The organism is Pseudomonas sp. LBUM1679 (assembly GCF_059695565.1).
On the sequence record NZ_CP166774.1, the window covers coordinates 626,694 to 649,325 of the forward strand.

A 22,632-nucleotide genomic window follows, 5' to 3' on the forward strand; every position below is an offset into this window, starting at 1 on the left:
ACAGATTGGCAAGCAGCACTTTCCTCCGGTCGAGTTTGATCGCCCCTGGGATGCTGGGTTGGTGTACTTGATTAGTGCAGAGAACCCAAACTGTAGAAGCCAAGGCACAGAGTAGATAGTCGGCTCCGTCCGAGAGTGATGCCGGCAAAGTCGCGATGTTATGTAGGCTTCAGGAATCGTCTTATGCTGACAGGACTTTTAGCAGTTCACCTACCGAACCAAACTCCCGATCAACCCTCGGCAGCACCGGCCGCTTCAGAACAATCACCGGCACCCCGCGCTCCCGCGCCACTTCCAGCTTCGGCTCGGTGGCCGTGCTGCCGCTGTTCTTGCTGATCAGCACATCAATCTGCCGACGTTCAAACAGCTCGCGTTCATCCTCGATCAGAAACGGTCCACGTGCGCCGATCACTTCGCAGCGCTCGTTGCCCGGGTACACCTCCAGCGCGCGCAAGGTCCAGAATTGCTCCGGCGGGATTTCATCCAGGTGCTGCAAGGGTTCGCGGCCGAGGGTGAACAGCGGTCGCCGGAAGGGTTCGAGTGCTTCGATCAGCTCGGCCCAGTCGCTGACTTCGCGCCAGTCGTCTCCGGCTTGTGGTTGCCAGGAAGGACGTCTCAGGGCCCAGCAGGGAATCGCGCTCAAACTGGCAGCGGTCGCAGCGTTCTGACTGATTTGTGCGGCGTAGGGGTGAGTCGCGTCCAACAGCAGATCGATCCCTTCATCGCGGATGAACTGCGCCAGGCCGTCGGCTCCGCCATAGCCACCGACGCGAACCTGGCAGGTCAGATCGGTCGGTACGCGACCGACCCCGGCCAGGCTGTAGATGTGTTCCGGTCCAAGGGTTCGGGCGATGGCCAGGGCCTCCGTCACACCGCCCAGCAATAAAATGCGTTTCATCGAAAGGCTCCTGCGTGGCCGACAATCCCGCCCTGGCGATCGATGGCAAATACTTCGACCTGAACCTGCGCCGGCACCACGCTGCGGGCAAAGTCCAGGGCGTGCCGACATACCGCGTCGCCGAGGGCGATCCCGGCGGCGCTGGCCATGGCCAGGGCTTGCTGGCTGGTGTTGGCCTCGCGGATTGCCTGTTGCAACGCCACATCGGCACCAACCGCTGCGGCCCACTCGGCCAGTTGCGGCAGGTCGATGCTCGAATGCCGACTGTGTAAATCCATATGCCCGGCCGCCAGCTTGCTGATCTTGCCGAAGCCGCCGCACAGGCTGAGCTTGTCCACCGGCACCTTGCGCAGGTGCTTGAGCACCGCACCCACAAAGTCGCCCATTTCGATCAGGGCGATTTCCGGCAGGTCATAGACCCGGCGCATGGTGTCTTCACTGGCGTTGCCGGTACAGGCGGCGATGTGCAGGTAACCGTTGGTTTTGGCCACATCGATACCCTGATGGATCGAGGCAATGTAGGCGGCGCAGGAGAATGGCCGAACGATGCCGCTGGTGCCGAGAATCGACAGCCCACCCAGAATTCCCAGGCGCGGGTTCATGGTTTTCAACGCCAGCGCTTCGCCGCCCTCGACGTTCACCGTGACCTCGAAACCGCCGCGGTAATCGAGTTCCTCGGCGAGCTGGGTCAGGTGGTCGCTGATCATCTTGCGTGGCACCGGGTTGATCGCCGGCTCGCCGACGCCCAGCACCAGTCCTGGCCGGGTGACGGTACCGACGCCACGGCCGGCATTGAAGCGAATGCCCGGCGCGGCATCGAGGCGTACCTGCGAATACAGCAGGGCGCCGTGGGTGACGTCCGGATCGTCCCCGGCATCCTTGAGGGTTCCGGCTTCGGCGCCCTCATCCAGCAGCCGACAGAATTCCAGACGCATCTGTACCTGCTTGCCTTTGGGCAAAACGATTTGCACCGCATCCGCGCTCACGCCGCAGAGCAGCAGGCGAGCAGCCGCGAGGCTAGTGGCGGTGGCGCAGCTGCCAGTGGTCAGGCCGCTGCGCAGCGGTGCGGGTTGTTCGGCGGTTTCGTCACGCATCGAAGGACTTGACCACGTCCAGCAAGGTGATCGGCAACGCCTGGCGCCAAGTATCGAAGTCGCCCAACGGTTGCGCCTGGGCGATATGAATTCGCGTCAGCTCCCCGCCGTGCTGCTCGCGCCAGGCCATGAGGGTCATTTCGCTCTGCAGCGTGACCGCGTTGGCGATCAGTCGTCCGCCAGGTTTCAACTGGGTCCAACAGCGGTCCAGCACGCCGTCGCGGGTCACGCCGCCACCGATGAAAATCGCATCCGGGCGTTCGAGTCCGTCCAGCGCTTGCGGCGCACTGCCGCGAATCAGTTGCAGGCCGGGCACGCCGAGGGCATCGCGGTTGTGCTCGATCAATTGCTGACGCCCTCCATCGGCTTCAATCGCCAGTGCGCGGCAGCTGGGGTGCGCGCGCATCCACTCGATGCCGATCGATCCACTGCCGGCGCCGACGTCCCACAACAGTTCGCCGGGAACCGGGGCGAGACGGGCGAGGGTGATGGCGCGTACGTCGCGCTTGGTCAATTGACCGTCGTGCCTGAAGGCTGAATCCGGCAGGCCGGCCAGTCGTGACAGGCGCGGCGTGGTTGATTCGGCGATGCATTCGATGGCGATCAGGTTCAAGTCGGCGATTGCCGGATCGGTCCAGTCGTTGGCAACTCCGTCGATGCGTCGCTCGGCTGCACCGCCCAGATGTTCCAGCACGCTCAGGCGACTGGGCCCGAACCCGCGCTCGCGCAACAGCGCAGCGATTGCGCCAGGGCTTCGGCCGTCATTACTCAGTACCAGCAGGCGAACGCCGCTGAATAATTGTGCGTTGAGCGCGGCGACAGGACGGGCGACCACCGACAGCGTCACCACATCTTGTAATGGCCAGCCCATTCGCGCCGCCGCCAGGGAGCAGGAAGAGGACGTCGGCAAGATCAACATTTCATTGCTCGGCAATTGCCGGGCGAGGCTGGCGCCGACGCCGAAGAACATCGGATCGCCACTGGCCAGCACGCAAACCGGCTCGCCTCGCATGGCCAGCAACGCATCAAGGGAGAACGGACTAGGCCAGGTGTGGCGCTCCCCGCGGATGCAGGGTGGCAACAGGTCCAACTGTCGTTGGCTGCCGAAGATTTTCGACGCGGCCAGCAACGCATGCCGGGCAGACTTGCCCAAACCTGTGAAGCCGTCCTCACCTATACCTGTCACGGTCAGCCAGCGAGCCATATGTGTTCTCTATTCGTCTGTATAAAGCGGCACATGATAACGCGGCGCAAGTGAATTCGAGAGTCAGACTTATTTGAGCAGGATCGCAGCGATGAACAGCCAGATGGCAAAAGTTACCCAAGAAATTTTTGAAACGCTATTGGTTAATACTTCTGGAGTCCGGAGCATTTGCGACACGCGGACTTATGATACCGCGCGGTAAAGCAGGCATAATACGGCTCGCCTCCGTCAGGAGGTGTGTCCACTTCTGATCCGGTCATCCCTTTGAACAAACTCCCTGTCTCCCGCGCTTTACGCCCCTCGGCTTGTCCGGGGTTGCTGCGTATCGTACAGGCCAGAGATGGTGGTATCTGCCGGATAAAACTCGCAGGCGGCGCCATCAGTGCAGTGCAGGCCAATGCCGTTGCCGAGGGTGCGCAGCGTTATGCCCGTTCAGTGATCGAGGCAACCAACCGGGCTAACCTGCAGATTCGCGGCATCGCCAATGAGCAGGCAGCGTTGATCGAAAGTCTGCTCGCCGCGGGACTTGGCCCTGCGAATGCAGCGGGCGACGATGTGCGTAATCTGATGCTGAGTCCGAGCGCGGGAATTGATCGCCAGATGCTGTTCGATACACGCGACCTGGCCCGGCGGATCCTCGCCACCCTGCAAGGGCATGCACCCTTTCACGAACTCAGCGCCAAATTCGCGGTGCAACTCGATGGCGGCGAAAGTCTGGCGATGCTCGAGCATCCCCATGATCTGTGGTTGTCCGCTGTCGAGCATGAGGGCGAACGGCGGTTGGCTTTCGGCCTGGCGGGATGTCCCACGGATCGGCCGGCGGGTTCTGTTGCACTCGAAGATGGCCATGCGCTGGTGTTCACAGTGCTCGAATTGTTCCTGGAGCTGGCGGCTCCCGATCAAACGCGGATGCGGCATTTGCTGAGCAGCGTGCAGGTCGCCGAGTTCCTCGCCCGACTGGCCGAGCGTGTGCCCTTCGAACCTGTTGCAAACTGGCAGCGTTCATTGAGTTCAAGGGTTTTGCACATTGGCGCTCATCCGCAGGCGCAAGCCGGTCATGTCTATGTCGGCGCCGTGCCGCCGCTGGGCCGGCTCGATTGCGCCATGCTCCGAGGCGCCGCTCGACTGGCGCAGGAATACGGTGATGCAACGCTGCGGTTCACGCCCTGGCAAAGCCTGCTGTTGCCGAACATTCGCAGCGAAAACGCAGCCGAAGTCATCCGCCGCCTGCATCAGTTGGGCCTGTTGTGCGAAGCCGATCAAGCCTTGTCGCGGTTGATCGCCTGCACCGGTTCGACAGGGTGCGACAAGGGCCTGGCCGACACCAAGGGTGATGCCCTGCAACTGGCGGCTCTGCTGCACGGCCATGCTCAAGTCTTAAACGTTCATCTGTCCGGTTGCTCGCGCTCCTGTGCCGCTGCGCATGTGGCTCCGGTCACGCTGCTGGCTGCCGGCCCCGGTCACTACGACCTCTATTTTCGCGATGCGCGGCAGCCGGGTTTCGGCGCCCTGCACGCACGCAACCTTACTATTGAAGCGGTCGGCGCCTTGCTCGACGCCCGTTCACGGAGCCCCCTTGATGCTTGATTACATTCGCGACGGTCAGGAGATCTATCGCAATTCCTTCGCGATTATTCGCGCCGAGGCCAATCTCGACCGGATTCCGGCCGATCTGGAGAAACTCGCGGTACGGGTGATCCACGCCTGCGGCATGGTCGATGCGATAGACGGCCTGCAGTTTTCCGCAGGCGCGGGCAAGGCCGGACGTGAGGCGCTGGCCGCCGGCGCACCGATTCTGTGTGATGCGCGGATGGTGTCTGAAGGCGTGACCCGCACTCGTTTGCCAGCGAACAACCAGGTCATCTGCACCCTGCGCGATGACAGCGTCCCCGAACTGGCCCGCGAGTTGGGCAACACTCGATCCGCCGCTGCGCTCGAACTGTGGCGACCGCACCTGGAGGGCAGCGTGGTGGTGATCGGCAATGCACCGACCGCGCTGTTTTATCTGTTGGAAATGCTCGACGCCGGCGCCCCGAAACCCGCGCTGATCCTTGGCTTTCCAGTGGGCTTCGTCGGCGCCGCCGAATCCAAGGCAGCGCTGGCGGCGGACAGTCGTGGTGTGCCTTTTGTCATCATGCAAGGCCGGCTGGGCGGTAGCGCCATGGCCGCCGCCGCCGTCAATGCCCTCGCCACGGAGATCGAATGATGCAGGCACCTGGACGATTGATCGGCCTTGGCGTCGGCCCCGGTGATCCGGAGTTGATTACTGTCAAAGCCCTGCGTCTGCTGTGCGAATCGCCAGTGGTGGCGTACTTCGTTGCCAAGGGCAAGAAGGGCAACGCGTTCGGGATTATCGAAGCGCATCTGCAGGACGCTCAAACCTTGCTGCCGCTGGTGTATCCGGTGACCACCGAAGCGTTACCGGCCCCGCTGTCTTATGAGCAAGTGATCAGCGATTTCTACGATGCGGCCGGCCAGCAACTGGCCGCGCATCTCGACGCCGGCCGTGACGTCGCGGTGATCTGTGAAGGTGATCCGTTCTTTTACGGTTCCTACATGTACCTGCACGATCGTCTGGCCGAGCGTTACGAGGCTGAAGTCGTGCCGGGTGTCTGTTCGATGCTCGGCGGCGCTTCGGTACTCGGTGCGCCTTTGGTCTATCGAAATCAGAGCCTGTCGGTGCTGTCCGGCGTGTTGCCGCACGATGATCTCAAGCGACGCCTGGCTGATGCCGATGCGGCGGTGATCATGAAGCTGGGGCGCAACTTCCCGAAAGTCCGTCAGGTATTGAAAGAGCTCGGCTTGGCCGACCGTGCGCTGTACGTCGAACGCGCGACCATGGCCAATCAGAAGATCGTGCCGCTGGATCAGGTCGAGCCGATGTCGTCCCCGTACTTCTCGCTGATCATCGTCCCTGGTGAAAGGTGGCAAGGCTGATGACTCGTCCAGCTCCGGCGATTGTCATTCTCGGCAATGGCAGCCTCGCGACCGCGCGTAAAATTCAGCAGAGTTACCCCGGCGCGTTGATCCACGGTCTGGCCGAGCGGGTCGAGGGTGCGGATCGTGTGTATCACGAATTTGGCACCACCCTGCGCGAACTCTATCAGCAGGACACACCCATCATTGCCCTGTGCGCAGCCGGCATCGTGATCCGCACCCTGGCGCCGCTGCTGCTTGAAAAGGGCGCCGAGCCGCCGGTGCTGGCCGTTGCCGAAGATGGCAGCGCGGTGGTGCCGCTGCTCGGTGGTCTGGGCGGCGTGAATATCCTGGCGCGAGAAATTGCGACTGTGCTGGACGTGGCGGCGGCCATCACCACCAGTGGTGAATTGCGTTTCGGCACGTGCCTGCTCAATCCGCCAAGCGGTTATGCCCTCGGCGATCTGGAACTGGGCAAACGCTTCGTTTCCGATTTGCTGGCGGGTGAAACGGTGCGCATCGAGGGTGCTGCGCCATGGTTGGCGCAAGCACAGTTGCCTGAAAATCCGCGAGCACGGCTGGCGGTGCATGTCGGTCATGCCGAGCGCGAGCCTGCGGCCAACGAGCTGCTGATCTATCCGCGTAACGTCGTGGTTGCGGTGAGCGCCCGTGCAGTCAGTGTGCCCGGCGCCGTTCGCGACGCGTTGCATCGGGCAAAGATCGCCGTGCAATCGGTGACCTGTCTGCTGGCTACCGACACCGAAATGGCCAGTCCGACGTTGCGTGAAGCGGCGCTTGAGCTGGGTGTGCCGTTGCGCTTTGCCGACGATGTCGGTCCACTCAGCGCGCTGGCAAGCAACGCCATCGAGCAGCCTGTATCGATCCTGGGTGATGAAGCCATTGCCATCGCGGTAGCCGGGAAACCTTTGGATCCCTTGGCGATTGGCCGTCTGCGCGGCCGACTGGCGGTGATCGGTCTTGGCCCTGGCGCTGCCGAACTGATGGTCCCGGCGGTCAAGGCCGAGCTGGCTCGCGCCAATGACGTGCTGGGTTACGAAACCTATGTGCGCATGGCCGGCCCATTCCGCGCTGACCAGGTGATGCACTGCACCGACAATCGTGAAGAGATGCAGCGTGCGCGTCACGCTTTCGCGCTGGCGGCGCAAGGGCGTTCAGTGGTGGTGGTTTCGTCGGGCGACCCGGGTGTTTTTGCCATGGCTGCGGCGGTGCTGGAAGCACTGCACGAGTCCACCGATCCGGCGTGGCACAGCGTCGATCTGGAAATCTTGCCGGGCGTTTCCGCGTCCCTGGCAACAGCCGCCCAGGCCGGTGCACCCTTGGGTCATGACTTCTGTGTGCTGTCGCTGTCTGACAACCTCAAGCCGTGGGACATTATCGAGAAGCGCCTCGATCTGGCGTCACAGGCTGACCTGGCGCTGGCGTTCTACAACCCGATTTCGCGCTCCCGTCCATGGCAGCTTGGCCGGGCGCTGGAAATCGTCGCTCGACATCGTACGCCTCAGACGCCGGTCGTCCTGGGGCGCGACATCGGTCGCCCAGGACAGACGCTGCGAGTGACGACGCTTGGCCAGTTGACCCCGGAGCAGGTGGATATGCGCACCATGGTCCTGGTGGGATCGTCTACTACCTGCGTATTTGCACGTCCGGGTGGCGGCGATTGGGTGTACACCCCGCGCTGGTACGGAGAGAAACCCACCTCCTGAGCCTTGCTCGTTGTTAAAAAAGCCATGGCAGACGAGTGTTTACTCCAGTTGCTGTGGCTTTTTCTTTTTGGTCTCGTGAAAAATGCGCCAGAGTATGTAGGTTGATTCCTGTCTGGCCAGGGATATTTTACTCGCAAGTTATCTTGGTGATTTGGATTGTTTGCCTTTGCGTGCAGGTCGACTTCTCGTTTTTGTATTAAGTTGTGCTGAGGCGTGCCTGGTTGTTAGGTTGTGCTTCTTTTTTGAAGTGTTTTTTTTTGTGGGTATTTGTTAGGGGTTGTTACGAGTAAGTTAATGTTTTGGTCTTTTAATTGGGTAGTGTTGAAGTTCTCATACAGTATCTCGACGATCCTGGAGAAGTTGTTTTCAAGGCGTTCGCGCCGGTTTGAATGAAGTTCAGTTGCCAGAGGTGTCGGGCTCGGGCCTCCGGCTTTCAGGCGCGGCTGCCGCTAAGGCACCAGATACCCTTTCACCCCGGTAAAAATAATCTGCGCTGCCAACGCACACACAAACAACCCCATCAACCGACTGACAATCTGCAATCCCTGGTCACCCAGAATACGTTCGATGCGATTGGATAAATAAAGCACCACGCCGACGGTGAAACTGGCCAGGGCAATACTGACAATGGCCATGAGCTTGTCGTCCCAGTGTGGCTGGCTCACGCCCATCACCAGCAGGGCGCCGATGGTGCCGGGGCCGACCGTCAGGGGAATGGTCAGCGGAACGATGGTCACGTCCTGTTGCACGTTGTCGGTCTGCACCGCGGACTTGCCCTGCGCCATGCCCAATGCCGAGATGAACAGCACGCTGCCGGCGCCGATGCGGAAGGCGTCCACGGTGATGCCGAAGACATTGAAAATCACTCTTCCGAACAGATACAGCAGGACGCTGGACACCAGCGTGGCAGTCGCCACTTTCCAGGCCAGCCGGCGTTGTTCCTTGCGCGAATAACCGCGGGTCAGACTGATGAAGCAGGACAATACGAAGAACGGGCTGTAGAGCACCAGCATCTTCAGATAAACGCTGAACAACACGTGGAGCATGGTACGAACTCACTGGCGGAGGAAGTTTTGAGAGTCTATCAGCCTGTCAATGACCTGTCGGCACCTGATTTTAAATAGTCGAATTTTGTGTGCGTGAGTACGATTTTAATGAGTTGATTACTTTGTTACAGCTCAAGGGTTGTCAGTGGTCGGGGTGTTTGAGTAGGGTAGTTGTCGCAGTTATGGAGTGTTTTTTTAAATAAGGAAATAATGATGAGTGTAAATATGATCGAGCAAGCGACAATTGCTGCTTCTGTCCGGTGTCTGGAAAATTACGAAATCGATACCGTGGCCGTTGTGCGCCCCCGTGCCTTTGCTGATGTTATAGAAGAGCCTTCGAAAGCGGCCGTTGTGGGTGAAGGTATCTTGTCTTTTACCGGCGATCTGTCCGAGCAAAACAGGGAGGATGCACTTCATTCCTTTCTTTTTGCCAGTCTAGTTGCGAATAAAGATTTCCCTCGCGAGTCTCAAGGCAAGGAATGGTATTTAAAGTTTGTTGAAGTCATGCAGTCTAACGGTTGGCTGAGTAGTCAAAAGTTTTACAGCGACCTGAACCTGGGAAGCACGAGTTTCAAGATCGATGAGGTGGTATAGCAGATTCTTGCTTCGCTCGTGGCAGGGCTCGCTGTTCCCGGCCCTGCTGCTGCCCTGATGCTGAAGGTTGCCGGAGACGCCATGACTGTCTTGAAGAAAAAGGAAAAGGCGTTGACGCTGTTTGAAAGGAACATGCTGGGTAATGGGGTAGGCGGTATGGCTGTCGGCACCTGTACCGAAATCAAGGGCGAGGTGACGATGGCGCTTGGGACAGTACGTTTTATCAGGAAAAATACAGGGACAGAAGTACTGGGCACGGATTGGAGTAGTCGTGAAGTAAAACTGTATAAGGGGGAAACCGTTTTCAGGAAAGTTCCCTATATTGCGGATGCAACCCGAGAAATCGTTCGAGCCAAACTGGGTATCAATGCTGTCAGTAAAATAGAAAGCTACGAGATCTGATGTCCGGTTTTTGTTGGGGTGGTCGCTTGTCGGCTACCCCTTCCTGCTGATGGAGCTGTCTATGAACACGGAAAGTCATGTATTTGTTAATGCGGGCGCAATAGTCGTGATTCCGCAGGCGTTGTCGCAGGCGCGAACCAATGATCTGATGAACTCGCTCCTGCTGGCGCAATTGGTCGCTAGTAAACGCTTGCAAGCTACCCCACGCCTCAATTGGTATGACTCTTATGTGAAGGTACTAAGTGATTTCTGGATTGCAAGTGTCAAGGCTCAACGGGGCTGGCAGCCGGAAGAGCACAGCGCCGATTCGCCGCTTGAATGGATAGCGGGTGCGTTGGCCAGTGAACTCGACGATCAGGGGCGAGCGGCCCTGGCATCGTTGGACAGTGTCGCCCGGCTCGCGGATTCGCTGCCGGCCATGGGGGTGCTGCATAAGCAAGTGCAAACAAAATCAAAGAACTCCCGGCAGTCGAATGCTGTGCGCTTGCTCGTGATTCTCGCGCAAGCGCCATCCTCGATGAGCTGTATTTTCCTGCAATTCAATACAAGGCAAGCGGTTAAACCCAATCCATGGGGGCAGAAATTTCATACCAGGGATATGGACGGAGATGTTTCGGCGCACTATTTCCAGGCCTGCCTGGCCGAGACATTGTTCGCGCCTGCCCGTGCAGCGATCGCCCGTAAGGTTTCGGGCGTTTTCGGCGACAACGTCGCGGATATCACTGAGGCGATCAAGGCCTTGTCCGTCGAGGAGATTGGCACATGATGAGTTCCATTCCACAAGCAGCGGTGGTGGGCGGCAGTGTCGTTGCATTTGCCGAGGGCTTGCCCGAGTCCCACAGGGAAGATATCTACTTGAGCACGATGTACGCGCAAAGGGCCACCCGTGCGGCCTGGAACGACGGTTTGTCGGGAGACTGGTTCGACTATTATTGCAAGACGCTCAGGTTCATCGGCTGGGACGTACCGCGTCCGCAGGGGCTCTCGCCCATTAAAGGCGGGTCGATGAAGACAGCCGTGTCGCAACACATTGCTACTCGCCTTGGCGAGGTTTTTTCCGACCCGGCCGATCGTGCACTGGCCGCTCTGGAAAGGAATGGAGTGGCGCTTGATCTGTTCGAGTCGACAAGTCTTTCGCGGGATGCAGGTTTCTTCCAGATGATCCCCTGTGTAATGAAAGACGCTCACCGGGTTCAAATGGGGATCTACCACCAGCAATTTCAGCTGCGCAAAGAGATATCGCGATTCCTGTTCATCAATCGGGACACGCTGGTAAAGAGCAGTAAAGAGCAGATGGCCGTCATTACTTTCAATGCCCTCTACTACGGGGCATTCCGGGACAAGGTCAGAAAATCGGTGTTGTCCGGGACATTCAAGTATCTGAGTTCACTGGACATCTGACTGTCGATCACGGGGTCGCAATAAGCTTCAGAATGTCGATGCCGTCCGGTTCTGCTGATCGCGCTGGGCAACCCAATGTTCGATCAGTTCACGCAACTGCGACAGCTCGACCGGTTTGGCCATGTGCCCGTCCATGCCGGCCTGGCGCGCGCGCTCCTTGTGCTCGGCGAGGATGTGCGCGGTCAACGCGACCACGGGGGTGCGGGTTCGCTGGTTGCCGACTTCCCAGGCGCGCAATTGCTGGGTGGCGGAGAAGCCGTCGAGGATCGGCATTTCACAATCCATCAATACCAGGTCGTAACGTTGCGCTTTCATCGCCTGCAAGGCTTCTTCGCCATTGCTGGCGGTATCGGGTTGCAGATTGAGTTTGCCCAGCATGCCGCGGATCACCTTGGTCGAAATGCTGTTGTCTTCGGCCACCAGAATGCGGAAGTCGCTGGGCACCTTGACCGGCAGGGCAGGGCCGGGAGGCAGCTGATGCGAAGCGACGAGGCCCTTGTCACGCTGGTTCAGTTCATCCGCCAGTGTCGTCTTGAGGGTGTAGCCGGCCACGGGCTTGGCGAGGATGCGCTTGATCCCGGAATTGCGCGCGATGATCTTGCTCGGCGCATTGCTGATGCCGGTGAGCATGATCAGCAGGATGTCGTGGTTGAGGCTCGGGTCCTCCTTGATCTTGGCCGCCAGTTGCATGCCGGTCATGCCGGGCATGTTCTGGTCGAGCAGGACCACGTCGAAGTAATCGCGCAAGTGGGCCTTGGTGCGCAGCAGCGCGAGGGCCTCCTTGCCGGAGGGTACGGCGCTGACGTTCAGGCCCCAGGCGCTGCACTGCTGCACCAACACCTTGCGACAGGTGTCGTTGTCGTCCACCACCAGCACCCTTGCGCCCTGCAGCGGACCATCGAGATCGGAGGTCGGGTGTTCGAGGCGGTCAGGGTCCAGCGGCAAGGTCAGCCACAAGGTGCTGCCCTGGGTGCTGCCGCTCTTGATGCCGAACTCCCCGTGCATCAAACGGATCAGCTGACGGGCGATCACCAGGCCCAGGTTGCCCCCCAGGCGGGGGGCCGAGAGAAAGTTTTTGCTGTGCAGTTCGGCGTGCATCAGCGCGTCGCGTTCTTCGGTGTCCATGGGCTCGCCGCTGTCCTGCACGGCAATGCGCAAACGCGGTTTGGCGCTGCGCTCGTCGAGGGCGACGACGATCAGGATTTCGCCTTCATCGGTTTTCTTCAGGGCGTTTTCCAGCAGACTCAGCAGGGTCTGGCGCAGGCGCGTCGGGTCACCGCTGATCACCCGTGGTACTTGCGGCTGGATAAAGCTGATCAACTCGACGTTCTGCTGCTCGGCCTTGGCGCGGAAGATGCTCAGGCAGTCTTCGATCAGCGCGTTGAGATCGAACTGAACGTCATCCAGCTCGATCTGCCCGGATTCGAGCTTGGAGATGTCGAGGATCTCGTTGATCAGCGTCAGCAGTTCGTTGCCGGCACTGTGGATGGTTTGCACGTAGTCGCGTTGCTTGACCGAGAGGGGCGTACCCAGCAGCAGTTCGGTCATGCCCAGCACGCCATTCATCGGGGTGCGGATCTCGTGGCTGATTTTCGCCAGGAATTCAGCCTTGGCGTTGATCTCGGCATTGCTGGCGGCCAGATCGCGACTGAGGCTGAAACGGTCTTCGGTGATGCTGCGCTGGCGTTCACTCAGGGCAATGCCCATCAGCAGGCCGCTGATGCAGATGAACACCAGCAGGGCGGTGATCAGGCCTTGCGGCTCGACCAGGGTCAGCCCCAGCAGGGCGGGCAGGATAATCAGCGTGCCGACGTTGAATACCACCATCGCCACCACGAACAGGCGTGCGGGACGATAGCCTTTTTGCCAGTGATGGGCGCTGACGAACAACATGCTCAGGCCCGCCAGTGCGACCAGGGCGTAGGTGATGATGTTCAGTGGCAGCGTGTTGACGAACAACAGCAGCAGGCCGCAGGCAATGATGACCACGATGTCGCCCAGCAGCAGTTTGTTCAGCGGGTGCGGGCCGAGCGGGGCGAAAAAGCGATAGGCGAACATCAGGCCGCACGGGGCGGTCAGCAGCAGGGCCAGGTAAGCGCCAGGCGTCTGGATCGCATGCCAGTCCGGCAACCAGGGCCCTGCGAGGTTCAACAGCAACACGAGGCTGAGCATCAACAACGCTTCACAGCCAGACAGCCACAGGCAGCTGCGCGACCGGGTGTACGCGTAGCGGATCAGGTTGTGCAGGATCAGCATCCCGAGGCAGCCGAACAGCAGGCCGTAGATCAGGGTCTGGTTCTGATTGGCCGCAGTCATGATGGCCGACTGCAGGGTGATGTAAGGCCGCATCTGGTGTTCGGACACCAGGCGCAGGTAAACGTCGAGGGGTTTGTCGCTTTGGGGTAACGGCAACATGAAGTCGCTGTTGGGCAGTGGCCGCTCAGCCCGAGGCTGATCCGCGCCGCCGTCCAGCTCCTCGATCAGGCTGTCGCCTTCCAGCACATACAGATCGAGATCGGAAAGGTCGGGAGCGAATACCCGCAGCAACTGTTCGTGCTTGCCGGGCGCAAGCCTGAAACGCAGCCACATTGCACCATCGGGCTCGGCCGCGGTGAGGTGATCGAGTTCGATGGGGCTGAATTGATTGGTGTAGCGAGCGGAACGGATGTCGCTCAGTTGCAGGTCGCCCTGTTCATCGAGCAATACCGCCCAGCCACTGCCTTGCGCGGCCTGGGCCGGTAGCATGCAGAGCAGCGTCAGCAGCGTGACAGTGAAACCTATGGCAATCCTGAGCCAGCGCACGGCGAAATCCCTTCGTAGGTTGATGCCAGAATATAACTATGCGCGGCGCCGGAATAGCCCGGCAAGGGCCTGAGGCCCTTGCCCTGCCGAATGGATGGCTTATTCCTGATTTTCGCCACGCTCGCGGGCAATGGCGCGGTAGCCAATGTCCTTGCGATAGAAACAGCCTTCCCAGTTGATCTCGGCCGCCAGCTTGTAAGCCTGCTGTTGAGCAGCATCGACGCTGGCACCCATGGCGGTGGCACAGAGTACCCGACCACCGGCCGTCATCACTTGACCGTCCTTGAGTGCAGTACCGGCGTGGAAGACTTTGCCTTCCAGTGTCGCGGCGGCATCCAGACCGTTGATGGCCGCGCCTTTGGCGTAGTCACCAGGATAGCCACCAGCGGCCAGCACGATGCCGACGCTCGGACGTGGATCCCATTGTGCTTCGACCTTGTCCAGGGCTTGCGCCAGGGCAGCTTCGACCAGCAACACCAGGCTCGACTGCAGACGCAGCATGACCGGTTGGGTCTCGGGGTCGCCGAAACGGCAGTTGAATTCGATGACCTTCGGGTTACCTGCCTTATCGATCATCAGGCCGGCGTACAGGAAGCCGGTGTAAACGTTGCCTTCCTCGGCCATGCCGCGCACGGTAGGCCAGATCACCAGGTCCATGACGCGCTGGTGCACTTCGCTGGTGACGACCGGTGCAGGGGAGTAAGCACCCATGCCGCCGGTGTTCGGGCCGGTGTCGCCGTCGCCGACGCGTTTGTGGTCCTGGCTGGTGGCCATTGGCAATACATTCTTGCCGTCGACCATGACGATGAAGCTGGCTTCTTCGCCGTCCAGGAACTCTTCGATGACCACGCGCGAACCGGCGTCGCCGAAGGCGTTTCCGGCCAGCATGTCACGCACGGCGTCTTCGGCTTCGGCCAACGTCATGGCCACGATCACGCCTTTGCCGGCGGCCAGGCCATCGGCCTTGATCACGATCGGTGCGCCTTTTTCACGCAGATAAGCCAGGGCTGGTTCGATCTCGGTGAAGTTCTGGTAGTCGGCCGTCGGGATTTTGTGACGGGCCAGGAAATCCTTGGTGAAGGCTTTCGAACCTTCCAGCTGCGCAGCGCCAGCGGTCGGACCGAAGCAATCCAGGTCGCGGGAACGGAACAGATCGACGACGCCGGCGACCAGCGGCACTTCCGGGCCGACGATGGTCAGGGAAACGTTCTTCTCGGCGAAGTCGGCCAGCTGTTCGAGGGCCAGCACGTCGATAGCGACGTTTTCGCACTTGGCTTCAATGGCGGTGCCGGCGTTGCCAGGCGCCACGAACACCTTCTGCACGCGCGGATCCTGAGCCACTTTCCAGGCCAGGGCGTGTTCACGGCCACCGCTGCCAATGATCAAAACATTCATTTCAAAAACCTCGGGATGACGCTAATTCTGTGGAGCAGCCTCGGCTGCCTGGCGAACGGTACACGGCATCTGCCATACACCGAACCTGTAGGAGCGAGGATTGCCCGCGAAGGCATCACCTCGTTATTGCTGTTGCACCGCGGCGTCCCCTTCGCGGGCGAGCCTCGCTCCTACAAGAGCAACAATTAGTGACGGAAGTGGCGCATGCCGGTGAAGACCATCGCGATACCGGCCTCATCAGCCGCAGCAATCACTTCGTTGTCACGCATCGAGCCGCCTGGCTGGATCACCGCAGTGATACCCACCTTGGCCGCGTTGTCGATGCCGTCGCGGAATGGGAAGAATGCGTCCGATGCCATGACCGCGCCTTGCACCTGCAAGCCGGCGTGTTCAGCCTTGATCGCAGCAATGCGCGCGGAGTTCACGCGGCTCATCTGGCCGGCGCCGACACCAATGGTCTGGCGGTTCTTGGCGTAGACAATGGCGTTGGACTTGACGTACTTGGCCACTTTCCAGGCGAAGATCAAGTCGTGGATTTCCTGTTCGGTCGGAGCACGCTTGGTCACGACTTTCAGGTCATCGGCGCCGATCATGCCGATGTCGCGGCTCTGCACCAGCAGGCCACCGTTGACGCGTTTGTAGTCCCAGGCAGCGGCGCGGTCAGCCGACCACTCGCCGCAGGCCAGCAGGCGTACGTTGGCTTTTGCCGCCACGATGGCACGGGCTTCTGCGCTGACGCTTGGGGCGATGATCACTTCGACGAACTGACGCTCGACGATGGCCTTGGCGGTCTCGGCATCCAGCTCGCGGTTAAAGGCGATGATGCCGCCGAACGCCGATTCGGTGTCGGTGGCGTAGGCCAGTTCGTAGGCCTGACGGATGCCGCCCTCGGCGTCCGGGCTGACAGCCACGCCGCACGGGTTGGCATGCTTGACGATGACGCAAGCCGGCTTGACGAAGCTCTTCACGCATTCCAGCGCGGCGTCGGTGTCGGCCACGTTGTTGTACGACAGCTCTTTGCCTTGCAGTTGGGTCGCGGTGGCGATGCCAACTTCGGCAGGCTTGGTTTCCACGTAGAACGCCGCGCTCTGGTGCGGGTTCTCGCCGTAGCGCATTTCCTGAGCCTTGACGAACTGGCTGTTGAAGGTGCGCGGGAATTCGCTGCGACCTTCGGTGGTGAGCCTGTCAGCCGACTGGTTCACGGTGCCCAGGTAGTTGGCGATCATGCCGTCGTAGGCCGCGGTGTGCTCGAAGGCCTTGAGCATCAGGTCGAAACGCTGGGCGTAGGTCAGGCCACCGGCCTTGAGGCTTTCCAGGACATTGGCATAGTCGCTGGCGTTGACCACGATGGCCACGTCTTTGTGGTTCTTGGCGGCCGAACGGACCATGGTCGGACCGCCGATGTCGATGTTCTCGATCGCGGTCGGCAGGTCGCAGCCTGGCTTGTTGATGGTGGCTTCGAACGGGTACAGGTTGACCGCTACCAGGTCGATCGGCTTGATGCCGTGCTCGTTCATGATGGCGTCGTCGATACCGCGACGACCGAGGATCCCGCCGTGGATTTTCGGGTGCAGGGTTTTCACCCGACCGTCCATCATTTCTGCGAAACCGGTGTAATCCGCGACTTCCACCGCGGCAACACCGTTGTCACGCAGCAGCTTGAACGTCCCGCCGGTGGAGAGGATCTCGACGCCCAGGGCTTCGAGCTCCTTGGCAAATTCGAGGATCCCGGTCTTGTCGGAAACGCTGATCAAAGCGCGGCGGATCGGCAGGCGGGTAGTCTGGTCGGTCATTTCAATTTCCATCAAAAGCAAAGGAGTCAGCAAAAAAGGCGACCGTTTTTACGCGGGCGCCTTTCTGGTTTGATTGAATGCTTACAGCAAATCGTACTGCTTGAGTTTCTTGCGCAGGGTGCCTCGGTTCAGTCCGAGCAGCTCGCTGGCCTTGGTCTGGTTGCCCTTGACGTAGTTCATCACGCACTCGAGCAGAGGCGCCTCGACTTCGGACAGCACGAGGTTGTACACATCCGTGACGGCAGCGCCCTCAAGGTGGGCGAAATAATTGTGCAGCGCCTTCTCGACACTCCCGCGAAGGGTCTGGCCTTCTTCGCTCGGCGTGTTGAGGTGCTGTTTCAAATTCACGTTGTCGCTCACGGGTGTTGTTCCACTCACTAAAGTCTCGGTCATCATCGTCATGCGGCCACCTCGTCTCCGTCCCCTGTCAGGCTCTTGTAACGTTCGGCGAAGAAGCCCTGAACGTTGGCGCATTGTGCTTCCGTATCTTCCAAACGATTGAAGTGGGCGCGAAATTCCCTGGCGCCCGGCAAGGTTGCGAGATACCAGCCCACATGCTTTCGAGCGATGCGAACGCCCATGACGTCTCCGTAGAAAACGTGCAGCGCGGCCAGATGCTCAAGCAGAATGCGTTCCACCTCGATCAGGTCCAGTGCCGGGAGTTTCTCGCCGGTACGCAGAAAATGATCGATCTCACGAAAAATCCATGGCCGCCCCTGGGCAGCCCGGCCTACCAGCAGGCCATCGGCACCGGTCGCGTCGAGCACGTACCGGGCCTTCTCGGGTGAATCGATATCGCCGTTGGCGAAGACCGGGATCGACACCGCCTGCTTGATTGCGGCGATGGTGTCGTACTCGGCAAAACCGGTGTACAGATCGGCACGGGTGCGGCCATGAACCGCCAACGCCGTGATGCCCGCCTGCTCGGCGATCTTCGCCACCGTCAGGCCGTTCTTGTTGTCCCGGTCCCAGCCAGTGCGGATCTTCAGGGTGACCGGCACATCAACCGCAGCCACCACGGCCTGCAGGATCTCGGTTACCAGTGCTTCATCTTTCAACAGGGCGGAACCGGCGGCCTTGTTGCAGACCTTCTTGGCCGGACAGCCCATGTTGATATCAATAATCTGCGCGCCCAGTTCGACGTTGGCCCGGGCCGCATTCGCCAGCATCTGTGCATCACCACCGGCGATCTGTACCGAGCGTGGCTCGGGATCACCTTCGTGGATCATGCGCATGCGCGATTTGCGGGTGTTCCACAAACTCATGTCGCTGGTGACCATTTCCGAGACTACTAGCCCCGCGCCCAGCCGCTTGCACAGCTGACGAAAGGGCTGGTCCGTGACACCCGCCATCGGGGCGAGAATCAAGCCGTTGTGTAATGTGTATGGACCGATGCGTACCGCCGACATAGGGCTTCCCTGTTGTGGGGCCGGATCATGAGACTTCGAAAAAGGGTTGGCATGATACCCGCTCTCGATGACTGGATAAAGGCTGAATTGAACAAAATCTGAACAGCGATTCTGTTATTGCCAGCGGTTTGGTACGAGCGGTCAAAGTCAGAAATATGCCGTCAAAGCCGTAACACTGAACCGTTTCACTCGGGCGAGTGGAAGCTCAGGCTGTAGTTCACTGCTTTGGGGCCAGGATCGAGAATATCCAGCGCGATGTGGATCGGCGTCTGCGGAGGCATTTCCAGCAGGCCTTCGAGATCACCGTTAAGGTACTCGCCCGGCTTGAAGCGCCGGCTGGCGATCAGGTGACCGTTGAGGTCGGCAAAGCGCAACTCCAGCAGCGGGAACGGCTGGGAGAAGGGTGCGCGGTTGTAGATGATCGCGTCGACCACCAGTGCACCGCTGAAATCCGGATGGCTGCGCACCACCAGGTTGCTGCTCTTGATTTTTGCGATGTCGACTTTGGATGGCACGGTGCAGCCGATTTGCGGGCATACCTGCTGGAACCACGGCCGGTACTGGTCCTGGCGCGCCAGCTCATCGAAGTGGTAGGCAATGTATTGGCCGGCGAGGGCGGCAGCACCAAACAGGACCAGCAGCAGCCAGAAAAGCCGGCGGCCCCGGGGGGAGCGACGTTTCTGCCAATCCAGTTGCAGCGGATCGTCGGTCAGGTCCTGCAAGGCGTCGACACGTTCGGTCGACTCGCTGCGTTCGTGTCGTTTGCGCAGGGGGGCAATCGGGGGCAGGTCGTCGTCAGGTGCATCGGTTGCCGACAGACGATCATGGCGCAGGGGCATGTCGAGCGGATCATTCAGGCGCAGTTGCGGCACCTGGGGCTCGTCGTCCAGATCAACCGGTTCCAGCGAGAACGAAGGTTCGGTGCGCGAGTGCTTGCCCGGTTCTGGCTGCGTTTCCCGTTGGTCGGCTTCGACCGCTTGGGCGCGATCGGCGGCCGATTCGCTGAACAGACTGTCGGACCACTGAGCTTCGTCGTGCTCGGCAGTATCCCGGCGCGCGCTCAGGCTGTCTTCGCGGTGCCGCACAAACTCCGTGGTCGGCTGGATTTCCCGCTGTTCGAGCCGGGCGAGTTCTTCGTCCAGGTCGAGGCTGTCCAGATCGAGCTCGGCGGCGCTCCACTGCTTGCGGCTGATGACCCGCGGCGGTGGCGTCTCGATGATTGCCGGGGCCACCGGCGCGACCGCTTCTTTGCCGGCCCGTTGCTCCAGCAACTGCTTGGCGGCGTTGAACACCTGCAGGCACGAGCCGCAACGAACCACTCCGCGGGCGACACTCAATTGAGAATGGCTGACGCGGAAGCTGGTTTGGCAATGCGGGCACTGAGTGACGAAACTGTCGGTCATGCGGCGGTCCGGTTTATGCAGAGGCTCATTCTAGCGCCGACGGCCGGTAATGCGCACCCAACCATCGCGATTGGCGATCGGGTCCAGGTCGAAGTCCCGGGCGTAGGCGTTAGCCACGTCTTCACCTTGCTCGGCGAGGATGCCCGACAGCGCCAGGCGCCCACCGGGCTTGACCAGGCTGGACAGTTGCGGCGCCAGGGCAACCAGCGGGCCGGCGAGGATATTGGCCACCAGTACGTCGGCCTGCACTTGCGGCAGATCTTGCGGCAGATACAGCGGGAACAGCGCTTCGGCAATGTTGTTGCGCCCGGCGTTATCGCGGGAGGCTTCCAGCGCTTGCACGTCGATGTCGGTGCCGACGGCTTCCCTGGCGCCCAGCAGCAGGGCGGCAATGGCGAGAATCCCCGAGCCGCAACCGAAGTCCAGCACGTTGCAATCCTTGAGGTCCTGACCGTCGAGCCATTCCAGGCACAGCGCGGTGGTCGGGTGTGTGCCGGTGCCGAACGCCAGGCCCGGGTCCAGCAGCAGATTGACGGCGTCGGGTTCCGGCGCGGCGTGCCAGCTCGGGACGATCCACAGGCGCTGACCGAAACGCATCGGCTGGAAACCGTCCATCCAGCTGCGCTCCCAGTCCTGGTCTTCGATGATTTCGCTGTGATGCTCGGGCAGCGGGCTGCCGGTCAGCAATTCCAGATGAGCCAGCACGCTGGCGGCTTCGGTGCCGTCTTCGAACAGGGCCAGCAGGTGCGTGTGCGACCACAATGGCGTGGTGTTGAGTTCCGGTTCGAAGATCGGCTGGTCTTCGGCGTCCATGAAGGTCACCGACACGGCGCCCACTTCGAGGAACGCGTCTTCGTAGGTTTCGGCTTGTTCTGGGCTGATGGCGAGACGGACTTGCAGCCAAGGCATGGCGGGCACCTTTGAAAAATATTGATTGCAGCCTGGCGGGCTGCTAGAAGCGCGCAAGTTTACGCGAGCGCGCAGGTTTTGTGGGAGTCCACTGTACTTGTGGGAGCGGGCTTGCCCGCGAAGGCGTCGGCAAATCCAACCACAATATGACAGACAGTCTGCCTTCGCGGGCAAGCCCGCTCCCACAGGGACCGTGCAGGATTGCAAATTGATGAAATGTCCAGAAACAACAAAGCCGCCCGAAGGCGGCTTTGTTGTTCGGGCTAAAGCTTAATGCTTTTCGCCAGCCAGCTTGTGTTCCAGGTAGTGGATGTTGATCCCGCCTTTGCAGAAGCCTTCATCACGGACCAGGTCGCGGTGCAGCGGGATGTTGGTCTTGATCCCGTCGACAACGATTTCGTCCAGCGCATTGCGCATGCGCGCCAACGCTTCGTCACGGGTTGCGCCGTAGGTGATCAGCTTGCCGATCAGCGAATCGTAGTTCGGCGGAACCGCATAACCACTGTACAGGTGCGAATCGACGCGAACGCCGTTGCCGCCTGGCGCGTGGAAATGCTTGACCGTGCCTGGGCTCGGCATGAAGGTTTTCGGGTCTTCGGCGTTGATTCGGCATTCCAGCGCGTGACCGCGGATGACCACGTCCTCCTGGGTGTACGACAGCTTGTTGCCAGCGGCGATGCTGAGCATCTCCTTGACGATGTCGATGCCGGTGACCATTTCCGAAACCGGGTGCTCAACCTGAACGCGGGTGTTCATTTCGATGAAATAGAACGCGCCGTTCTCGTACAGGAACTCGAAAGTACCCGCGCCACGGTAGTTGATGTCGATGCAGGCCTTGACGCAGCGAGCGAGGACTTCAGCGCGTGCTTTCTCGTCGATGCCCGGTGCCGGCGCTTCTTCCAGAACCTTCTGGTGACGACGTTGCAGCGAGCAATCGCGGTCGCCCAGATGGATGGCTTGGCCCTGGCCGTCGGACAGCACCTGGACTTCCACGTGACGTGGGTTGGTCAGGAATTTTTCCAGGTAGACCATCGGGTTGCCGAACGCCGCGCCTGCTTCGGTGCGGGTCAGTTTTGCGAAGGAGATCAGGTCTTCTTCTTTATGCACGACGCGCATGCCGCGACCACCACCGCCGCCAGCGGCTTTGATGATCACCGGGTAACCGACTTCGCGACCGATGCGCAGCGCGGTTTCTTCGTCTTCAGGCAGCGGGCCGTCGGAACCCGGAACGGTTGGAACGCCCGCAGCGATCATGGCGTGCTTGGCCGATACCTTGTCGCCCATCAGGCGAATGGTGTCGGCTTTCGGGCCGATGAAGGCGAAGCCGGAGTTTTCCACCTGTTCGGCGAAGTCGGCGTTTTCCGCAAGGAAGCCGTAGCCTGGGTGAATGGCGGTAGCGCCGGTCACTTCAGCCGCGGCGATGATTGCCGGAATGTGCAGGTAAGAATGAGCGGCCGATGCCGGACCGATGCAGACGGATTCGTCTGCCAGGCCCAGGTGCATCAGTTCCTTGTCGGCCTTGGAGTAAACGGCGACAGTCTTGATGCCCATTTCTTTGCAGGCGCGCAGGATCCGCAGGGCGATCTCACCGCGGTTGGCGATCAGAACTTTTTCCAACTTCGCAGTCATCAAAGGCTCTCCG

At 60.6% G+C, this 22,632-nt stretch carries 21 protein-coding genes; 9 read left to right on the top strand and 12 right to left on the bottom strand.

The window, feature by feature from the left end; genetic code table 11:
- Nucleotides 1-181: 181 nt before the first annotated feature.
- The 3 genes from ACA062_RS02810 to cbiE are packed head-to-tail and all read right to left on the bottom strand — an operon-like array spanning nt 182 to nt 3,196.
- Nucleotides 182-898 (bottom strand): cobalt-precorrin-6A reductase, encoded by a 717-nt coding sequence (locus tag ACA062_RS02810; RefSeq protein ID WP_497455127.1) that lies wholly within the window; start codon nt 896-898, stop codon nt 182-184.
- Nucleotides 895-1,992, bottom strand: a complete 1,098-nt coding sequence (locus ACA062_RS02815; RefSeq protein WP_497455128.1) for a cobalt-precorrin-5B (C(1))-methyltransferase — start codon at nt 1,990-1,992, stop codon at nt 895-897. Before ACA062_RS02815 ends, ACA062_RS02810 begins: the two co-directional genes overlap by 4 nt.
- The gene (cbiE, locus tag ACA062_RS02820) at nt 1,985-3,196 is read right to left on the bottom strand and encodes a precorrin-6y C5,15-methyltransferase (decarboxylating) subunit CbiE (RefSeq protein ID WP_497455129.1); all 1,212 of its coding nucleotides are present in this window, start codon (nt 3,194-3,196) and stop codon (nt 1,985-1,987) included. Before cbiE ends, ACA062_RS02815 begins: the two co-directional genes overlap by 8 nt.
- Before the next feature lie 264 nt (nt 3,197-3,460).
- On the opposite strand from cbiE, the gene cobG reads away from it, so the two are divergent.
- Genes cobG through cobJ form a run of 4 tightly spaced genes read left to right on the top strand, consistent with a single transcriptional unit; the run spans nt 3,461 to nt 7,836 of the window.
- Complete coding sequence (gene cobG / locus ACA062_RS02825; RefSeq protein WP_497455130.1) at nt 3,461-4,783, top strand: precorrin-3B synthase; 1,323 nt, start codon at nt 3,461-3,463, stop codon at nt 4,781-4,783.
- A complete protein-coding gene (locus ACA062_RS02830) occupies nt 4,776-5,402 on the top strand; it encodes a precorrin-8X methylmutase (protein WP_128874366.1) in 627 nt (208 codons plus the stop codon). The genes cobG and ACA062_RS02830 overlap by 8 nt, the downstream gene beginning before the upstream one ends.
- Nucleotides 5,399-6,133 (top strand): precorrin-2 C(20)-methyltransferase, encoded by a 735-nt coding sequence (locus ACA062_RS02835; protein ID WP_497455131.1) that lies wholly within the window; start codon nt 5,399-5,401, stop codon nt 6,131-6,133. Before ACA062_RS02830 ends, ACA062_RS02835 begins: the two co-directional genes overlap by 4 nt.
- Entirely contained in the window at nt 6,133-7,836 is a 1,704-nt protein-coding gene (gene cobJ / locus ACA062_RS02840; protein WP_497455132.1) for a precorrin-3B C(17)-methyltransferase, read from the top strand. Before ACA062_RS02835 ends, cobJ begins: the two co-directional genes overlap by 1 nt.
- A 449-nt stretch (nt 7,837-8,285) precedes the next feature.
- Here the strand turns inward: cobJ and ACA062_RS02845 are convergent, their stop codons facing one another.
- Nucleotides 8,286-8,882 carry a MarC family protein gene (locus ACA062_RS02845; protein ID WP_064675696.1) on the bottom strand — a complete coding sequence of 199 codons (597 nt, stop codon included), beginning with the start codon at nt 8,880-8,882 and terminating at the stop codon, nt 8,286-8,288.
- Nucleotides 8,883-9,107: 225 nt separating this feature from the next.
- Between ACA062_RS02845 and ACA062_RS02850 the strand changes: the two genes are divergently transcribed.
- From ACA062_RS02850 to ACA062_RS02865, 4 genes are all read left to right on the top strand, one after another.
- A complete protein-coding gene (locus ACA062_RS02850) occupies nt 9,108-9,476 on the top strand; it encodes a hypothetical protein (protein WP_497455133.1) in 369 nt (122 codons plus the stop codon).
- A gap of 81 nt (nt 9,477-9,557) precedes the next feature.
- On the top strand, nt 9,558-9,878 hold the full coding sequence (locus ACA062_RS02855) for a hypothetical protein (RefSeq protein WP_497455134.1): 321 nt from the start codon (nt 9,558-9,560) through the stop codon (nt 9,876-9,878).
- 61 nt (nt 9,879-9,939) lie between these two features.
- Nucleotides 9,940-10,644 (top strand): hypothetical protein, encoded by a 705-nt coding sequence (locus tag ACA062_RS02860; protein ID WP_497455135.1) that lies wholly within the window; start codon nt 9,940-9,942, stop codon nt 10,642-10,644.
- Entirely contained in the window at nt 10,641-11,279 is a 639-nt protein-coding gene (locus ACA062_RS02865) for a hypothetical protein (RefSeq protein ID WP_497455136.1), read from the top strand. Before ACA062_RS02860 ends, ACA062_RS02865 begins: the two co-directional genes overlap by 4 nt.
- Before the next feature lie 27 nt (nt 11,280-11,306).
- Here the strand turns inward: ACA062_RS02865 and ACA062_RS02870 are convergent, their stop codons facing one another.
- Together ACA062_RS02870 and purD are read right to left on the bottom strand one after the other, a co-directional pair.
- Entirely contained in the window at nt 11,307-14,081 is a 2,775-nt protein-coding gene (locus ACA062_RS02870) for a hybrid sensor histidine kinase/response regulator (RefSeq protein WP_497455137.1), read from the bottom strand.
- A gap of 99 nt (nt 14,082-14,180) precedes the next feature.
- The gene (purD, locus tag ACA062_RS02875; protein WP_497455138.1) at nt 14,181-15,476 is read right to left on the bottom strand and encodes a phosphoribosylamine--glycine ligase; all 1,296 of its coding nucleotides are present in this window, start codon (nt 15,474-15,476) and stop codon (nt 14,181-14,183) included.
- A gap of 15 nt (nt 15,477-15,491) precedes the next feature.
- Between purD and ACA062_RS02880 the strand changes: the two genes are divergently transcribed.
- Entirely contained in the window at nt 15,492-15,665 is a 174-nt protein-coding gene (locus tag ACA062_RS02880) for a hypothetical protein (RefSeq protein WP_497455139.1), read from the top strand.
- Here ACA062_RS02880 and purH read toward each other — a convergent pair.
- From purH to accC, 6 genes are all read right to left on the bottom strand, one after another.
- Nucleotides 15,662-17,269 (bottom strand): bifunctional phosphoribosylaminoimidazolecarboxamide formyltransferase/IMP cyclohydrolase, encoded by a 1,608-nt coding sequence (gene purH / locus ACA062_RS02885; protein ID WP_497455140.1) that lies wholly within the window; start codon nt 17,267-17,269, stop codon nt 15,662-15,664. The genes ACA062_RS02880 and purH overlap by 4 nt on opposite strands.
- An 81-nt stretch (nt 17,270-17,350) precedes the next feature.
- Entirely contained in the window at nt 17,351-17,671 is a 321-nt protein-coding gene (fis, locus tag ACA062_RS02890; protein ID WP_007907419.1) for a DNA-binding transcriptional regulator Fis, read from the bottom strand.
- On the bottom strand, nt 17,668-18,678 hold the full coding sequence (gene dusB / locus ACA062_RS02895; RefSeq protein ID WP_128874370.1) for a tRNA dihydrouridine synthase DusB: 1,011 nt from the start codon (nt 18,676-18,678) through the stop codon (nt 17,668-17,670). The genes fis and dusB overlap by 4 nt, the downstream gene beginning before the upstream one ends.
- A 185-nt stretch (nt 18,679-18,863) precedes the next feature.
- Complete coding sequence (locus tag ACA062_RS02900; protein WP_497455141.1) at nt 18,864-20,081, bottom strand: DUF3426 domain-containing protein; 1,218 nt, start codon at nt 20,079-20,081, stop codon at nt 18,864-18,866.
- Between the two features lie 30 nt (nt 20,082-20,111).
- Nucleotides 20,112-20,990, bottom strand: coding sequence for a 50S ribosomal protein L11 methyltransferase (gene prmA / locus ACA062_RS02905; RefSeq protein WP_128874372.1), 879 nt, complete (start codon nt 20,988-20,990; stop codon nt 20,112-20,114).
- A 270-nt stretch (nt 20,991-21,260) separates the two neighbouring features.
- On the bottom strand, nt 21,261-22,619 hold the full coding sequence (gene accC / locus ACA062_RS02910; protein WP_497455142.1) for an acetyl-CoA carboxylase biotin carboxylase subunit: 1,359 nt from the start codon (nt 22,617-22,619) through the stop codon (nt 21,261-21,263).
- Nucleotides 22,620-22,632: the final 13 nt, after the last annotated feature.

Bases quoted from the DNA above. Each gene is read 5' to 3' on its own strand.
- ACA062_RS02810 (WP_497455127.1), bottom strand. From the start codon at position 898: ATGAAACGCATTTTATTGCTGGGCGGTGTGACGGAGGCCCTGGCCATC.
- ACA062_RS02815 (WP_497455128.1), bottom strand. From the start codon at position 1,992: ATGCGTGACGAAACCGCCGAACAACCCGCACCGCTGCGCAGCGGCCTG.
- cbiE (WP_497455129.1), bottom strand. From the start codon at position 3,196: ATGGCTCGCTGGCTGACCGTGACAGGTATAGGTGAGGACGGCTTCACA.
- ACA062_RS02830 (WP_128874366.1), top strand. From the start codon at position 4,776: ATGCTTGATTACATTCGCGACGGTCAGGAGATCTATCGCAATTCCTTC.
- ACA062_RS02835 (WP_497455131.1), top strand. From the start codon at position 5,399: ATGATGCAGGCACCTGGACGATTGATCGGCCTTGGCGTCGGCCCCGGT.
- cobJ (WP_497455132.1), top strand. From the start codon at position 6,133: ATGACTCGTCCAGCTCCGGCGATTGTCATTCTCGGCAATGGCAGCCTC.
- ACA062_RS02845 (WP_064675696.1), bottom strand. From the start codon at position 8,882: ATGCTCCACGTGTTGTTCAGCGTTTATCTGAAGATGCTGGTGCTCTAC.
- ACA062_RS02850 (WP_497455133.1), top strand. From the start codon at position 9,108: ATGATCGAGCAAGCGACAATTGCTGCTTCTGTCCGGTGTCTGGAAAAT.
- ACA062_RS02855 (WP_497455134.1), top strand. From the start codon at position 9,558: ATGACTGTCTTGAAGAAAAAGGAAAAGGCGTTGACGCTGTTTGAAAGG.
- ACA062_RS02860 (WP_497455135.1), top strand. From the start codon at position 9,940: ATGAACACGGAAAGTCATGTATTTGTTAATGCGGGCGCAATAGTCGTG.
- ACA062_RS02865 (WP_497455136.1), top strand. From the start codon at position 10,641: ATGATGAGTTCCATTCCACAAGCAGCGGTGGTGGGCGGCAGTGTCGTT.
- purD (WP_497455138.1), bottom strand. From the start codon at position 15,476: ATGAATGTTTTGATCATTGGCAGCGGTGGCCGTGAACACGCCCTGGCC.
- ACA062_RS02880 (WP_497455139.1), top strand. From the start codon at position 15,492: ATGACGCTAATTCTGTGGAGCAGCCTCGGCTGCCTGGCGAACGGTACA.
- purH (WP_497455140.1), bottom strand. From the start codon at position 17,269: ATGACCGACCAGACTACCCGCCTGCCGATCCGCCGCGCTTTGATCAGC.
- fis (WP_007907419.1), bottom strand. From the start codon at position 17,671: ATGACGATGATGACCGAGACTTTAGTGAGTGGAACAACACCCGTGAGC.
- dusB (WP_128874370.1), bottom strand. From the start codon at position 18,678: ATGTCGGCGGTACGCATCGGTCCATACACATTACACAACGGCTTGATT.
- ACA062_RS02900 (WP_497455141.1), bottom strand. From the start codon at position 20,081: ATGACCGACAGTTTCGTCACTCAGTGCCCGCATTGCCAAACCAGCTTC.
- prmA (WP_128874372.1), bottom strand. From the start codon at position 20,990: ATGCCTTGGCTGCAAGTCCGTCTCGCCATCAGCCCAGAACAAGCCGAA.
- accC (WP_497455142.1), bottom strand. From the start codon at position 22,619: ATGACTGCGAAGTTGGAAAAAGTTCTGATCGCCAACCGCGGTGAGATC.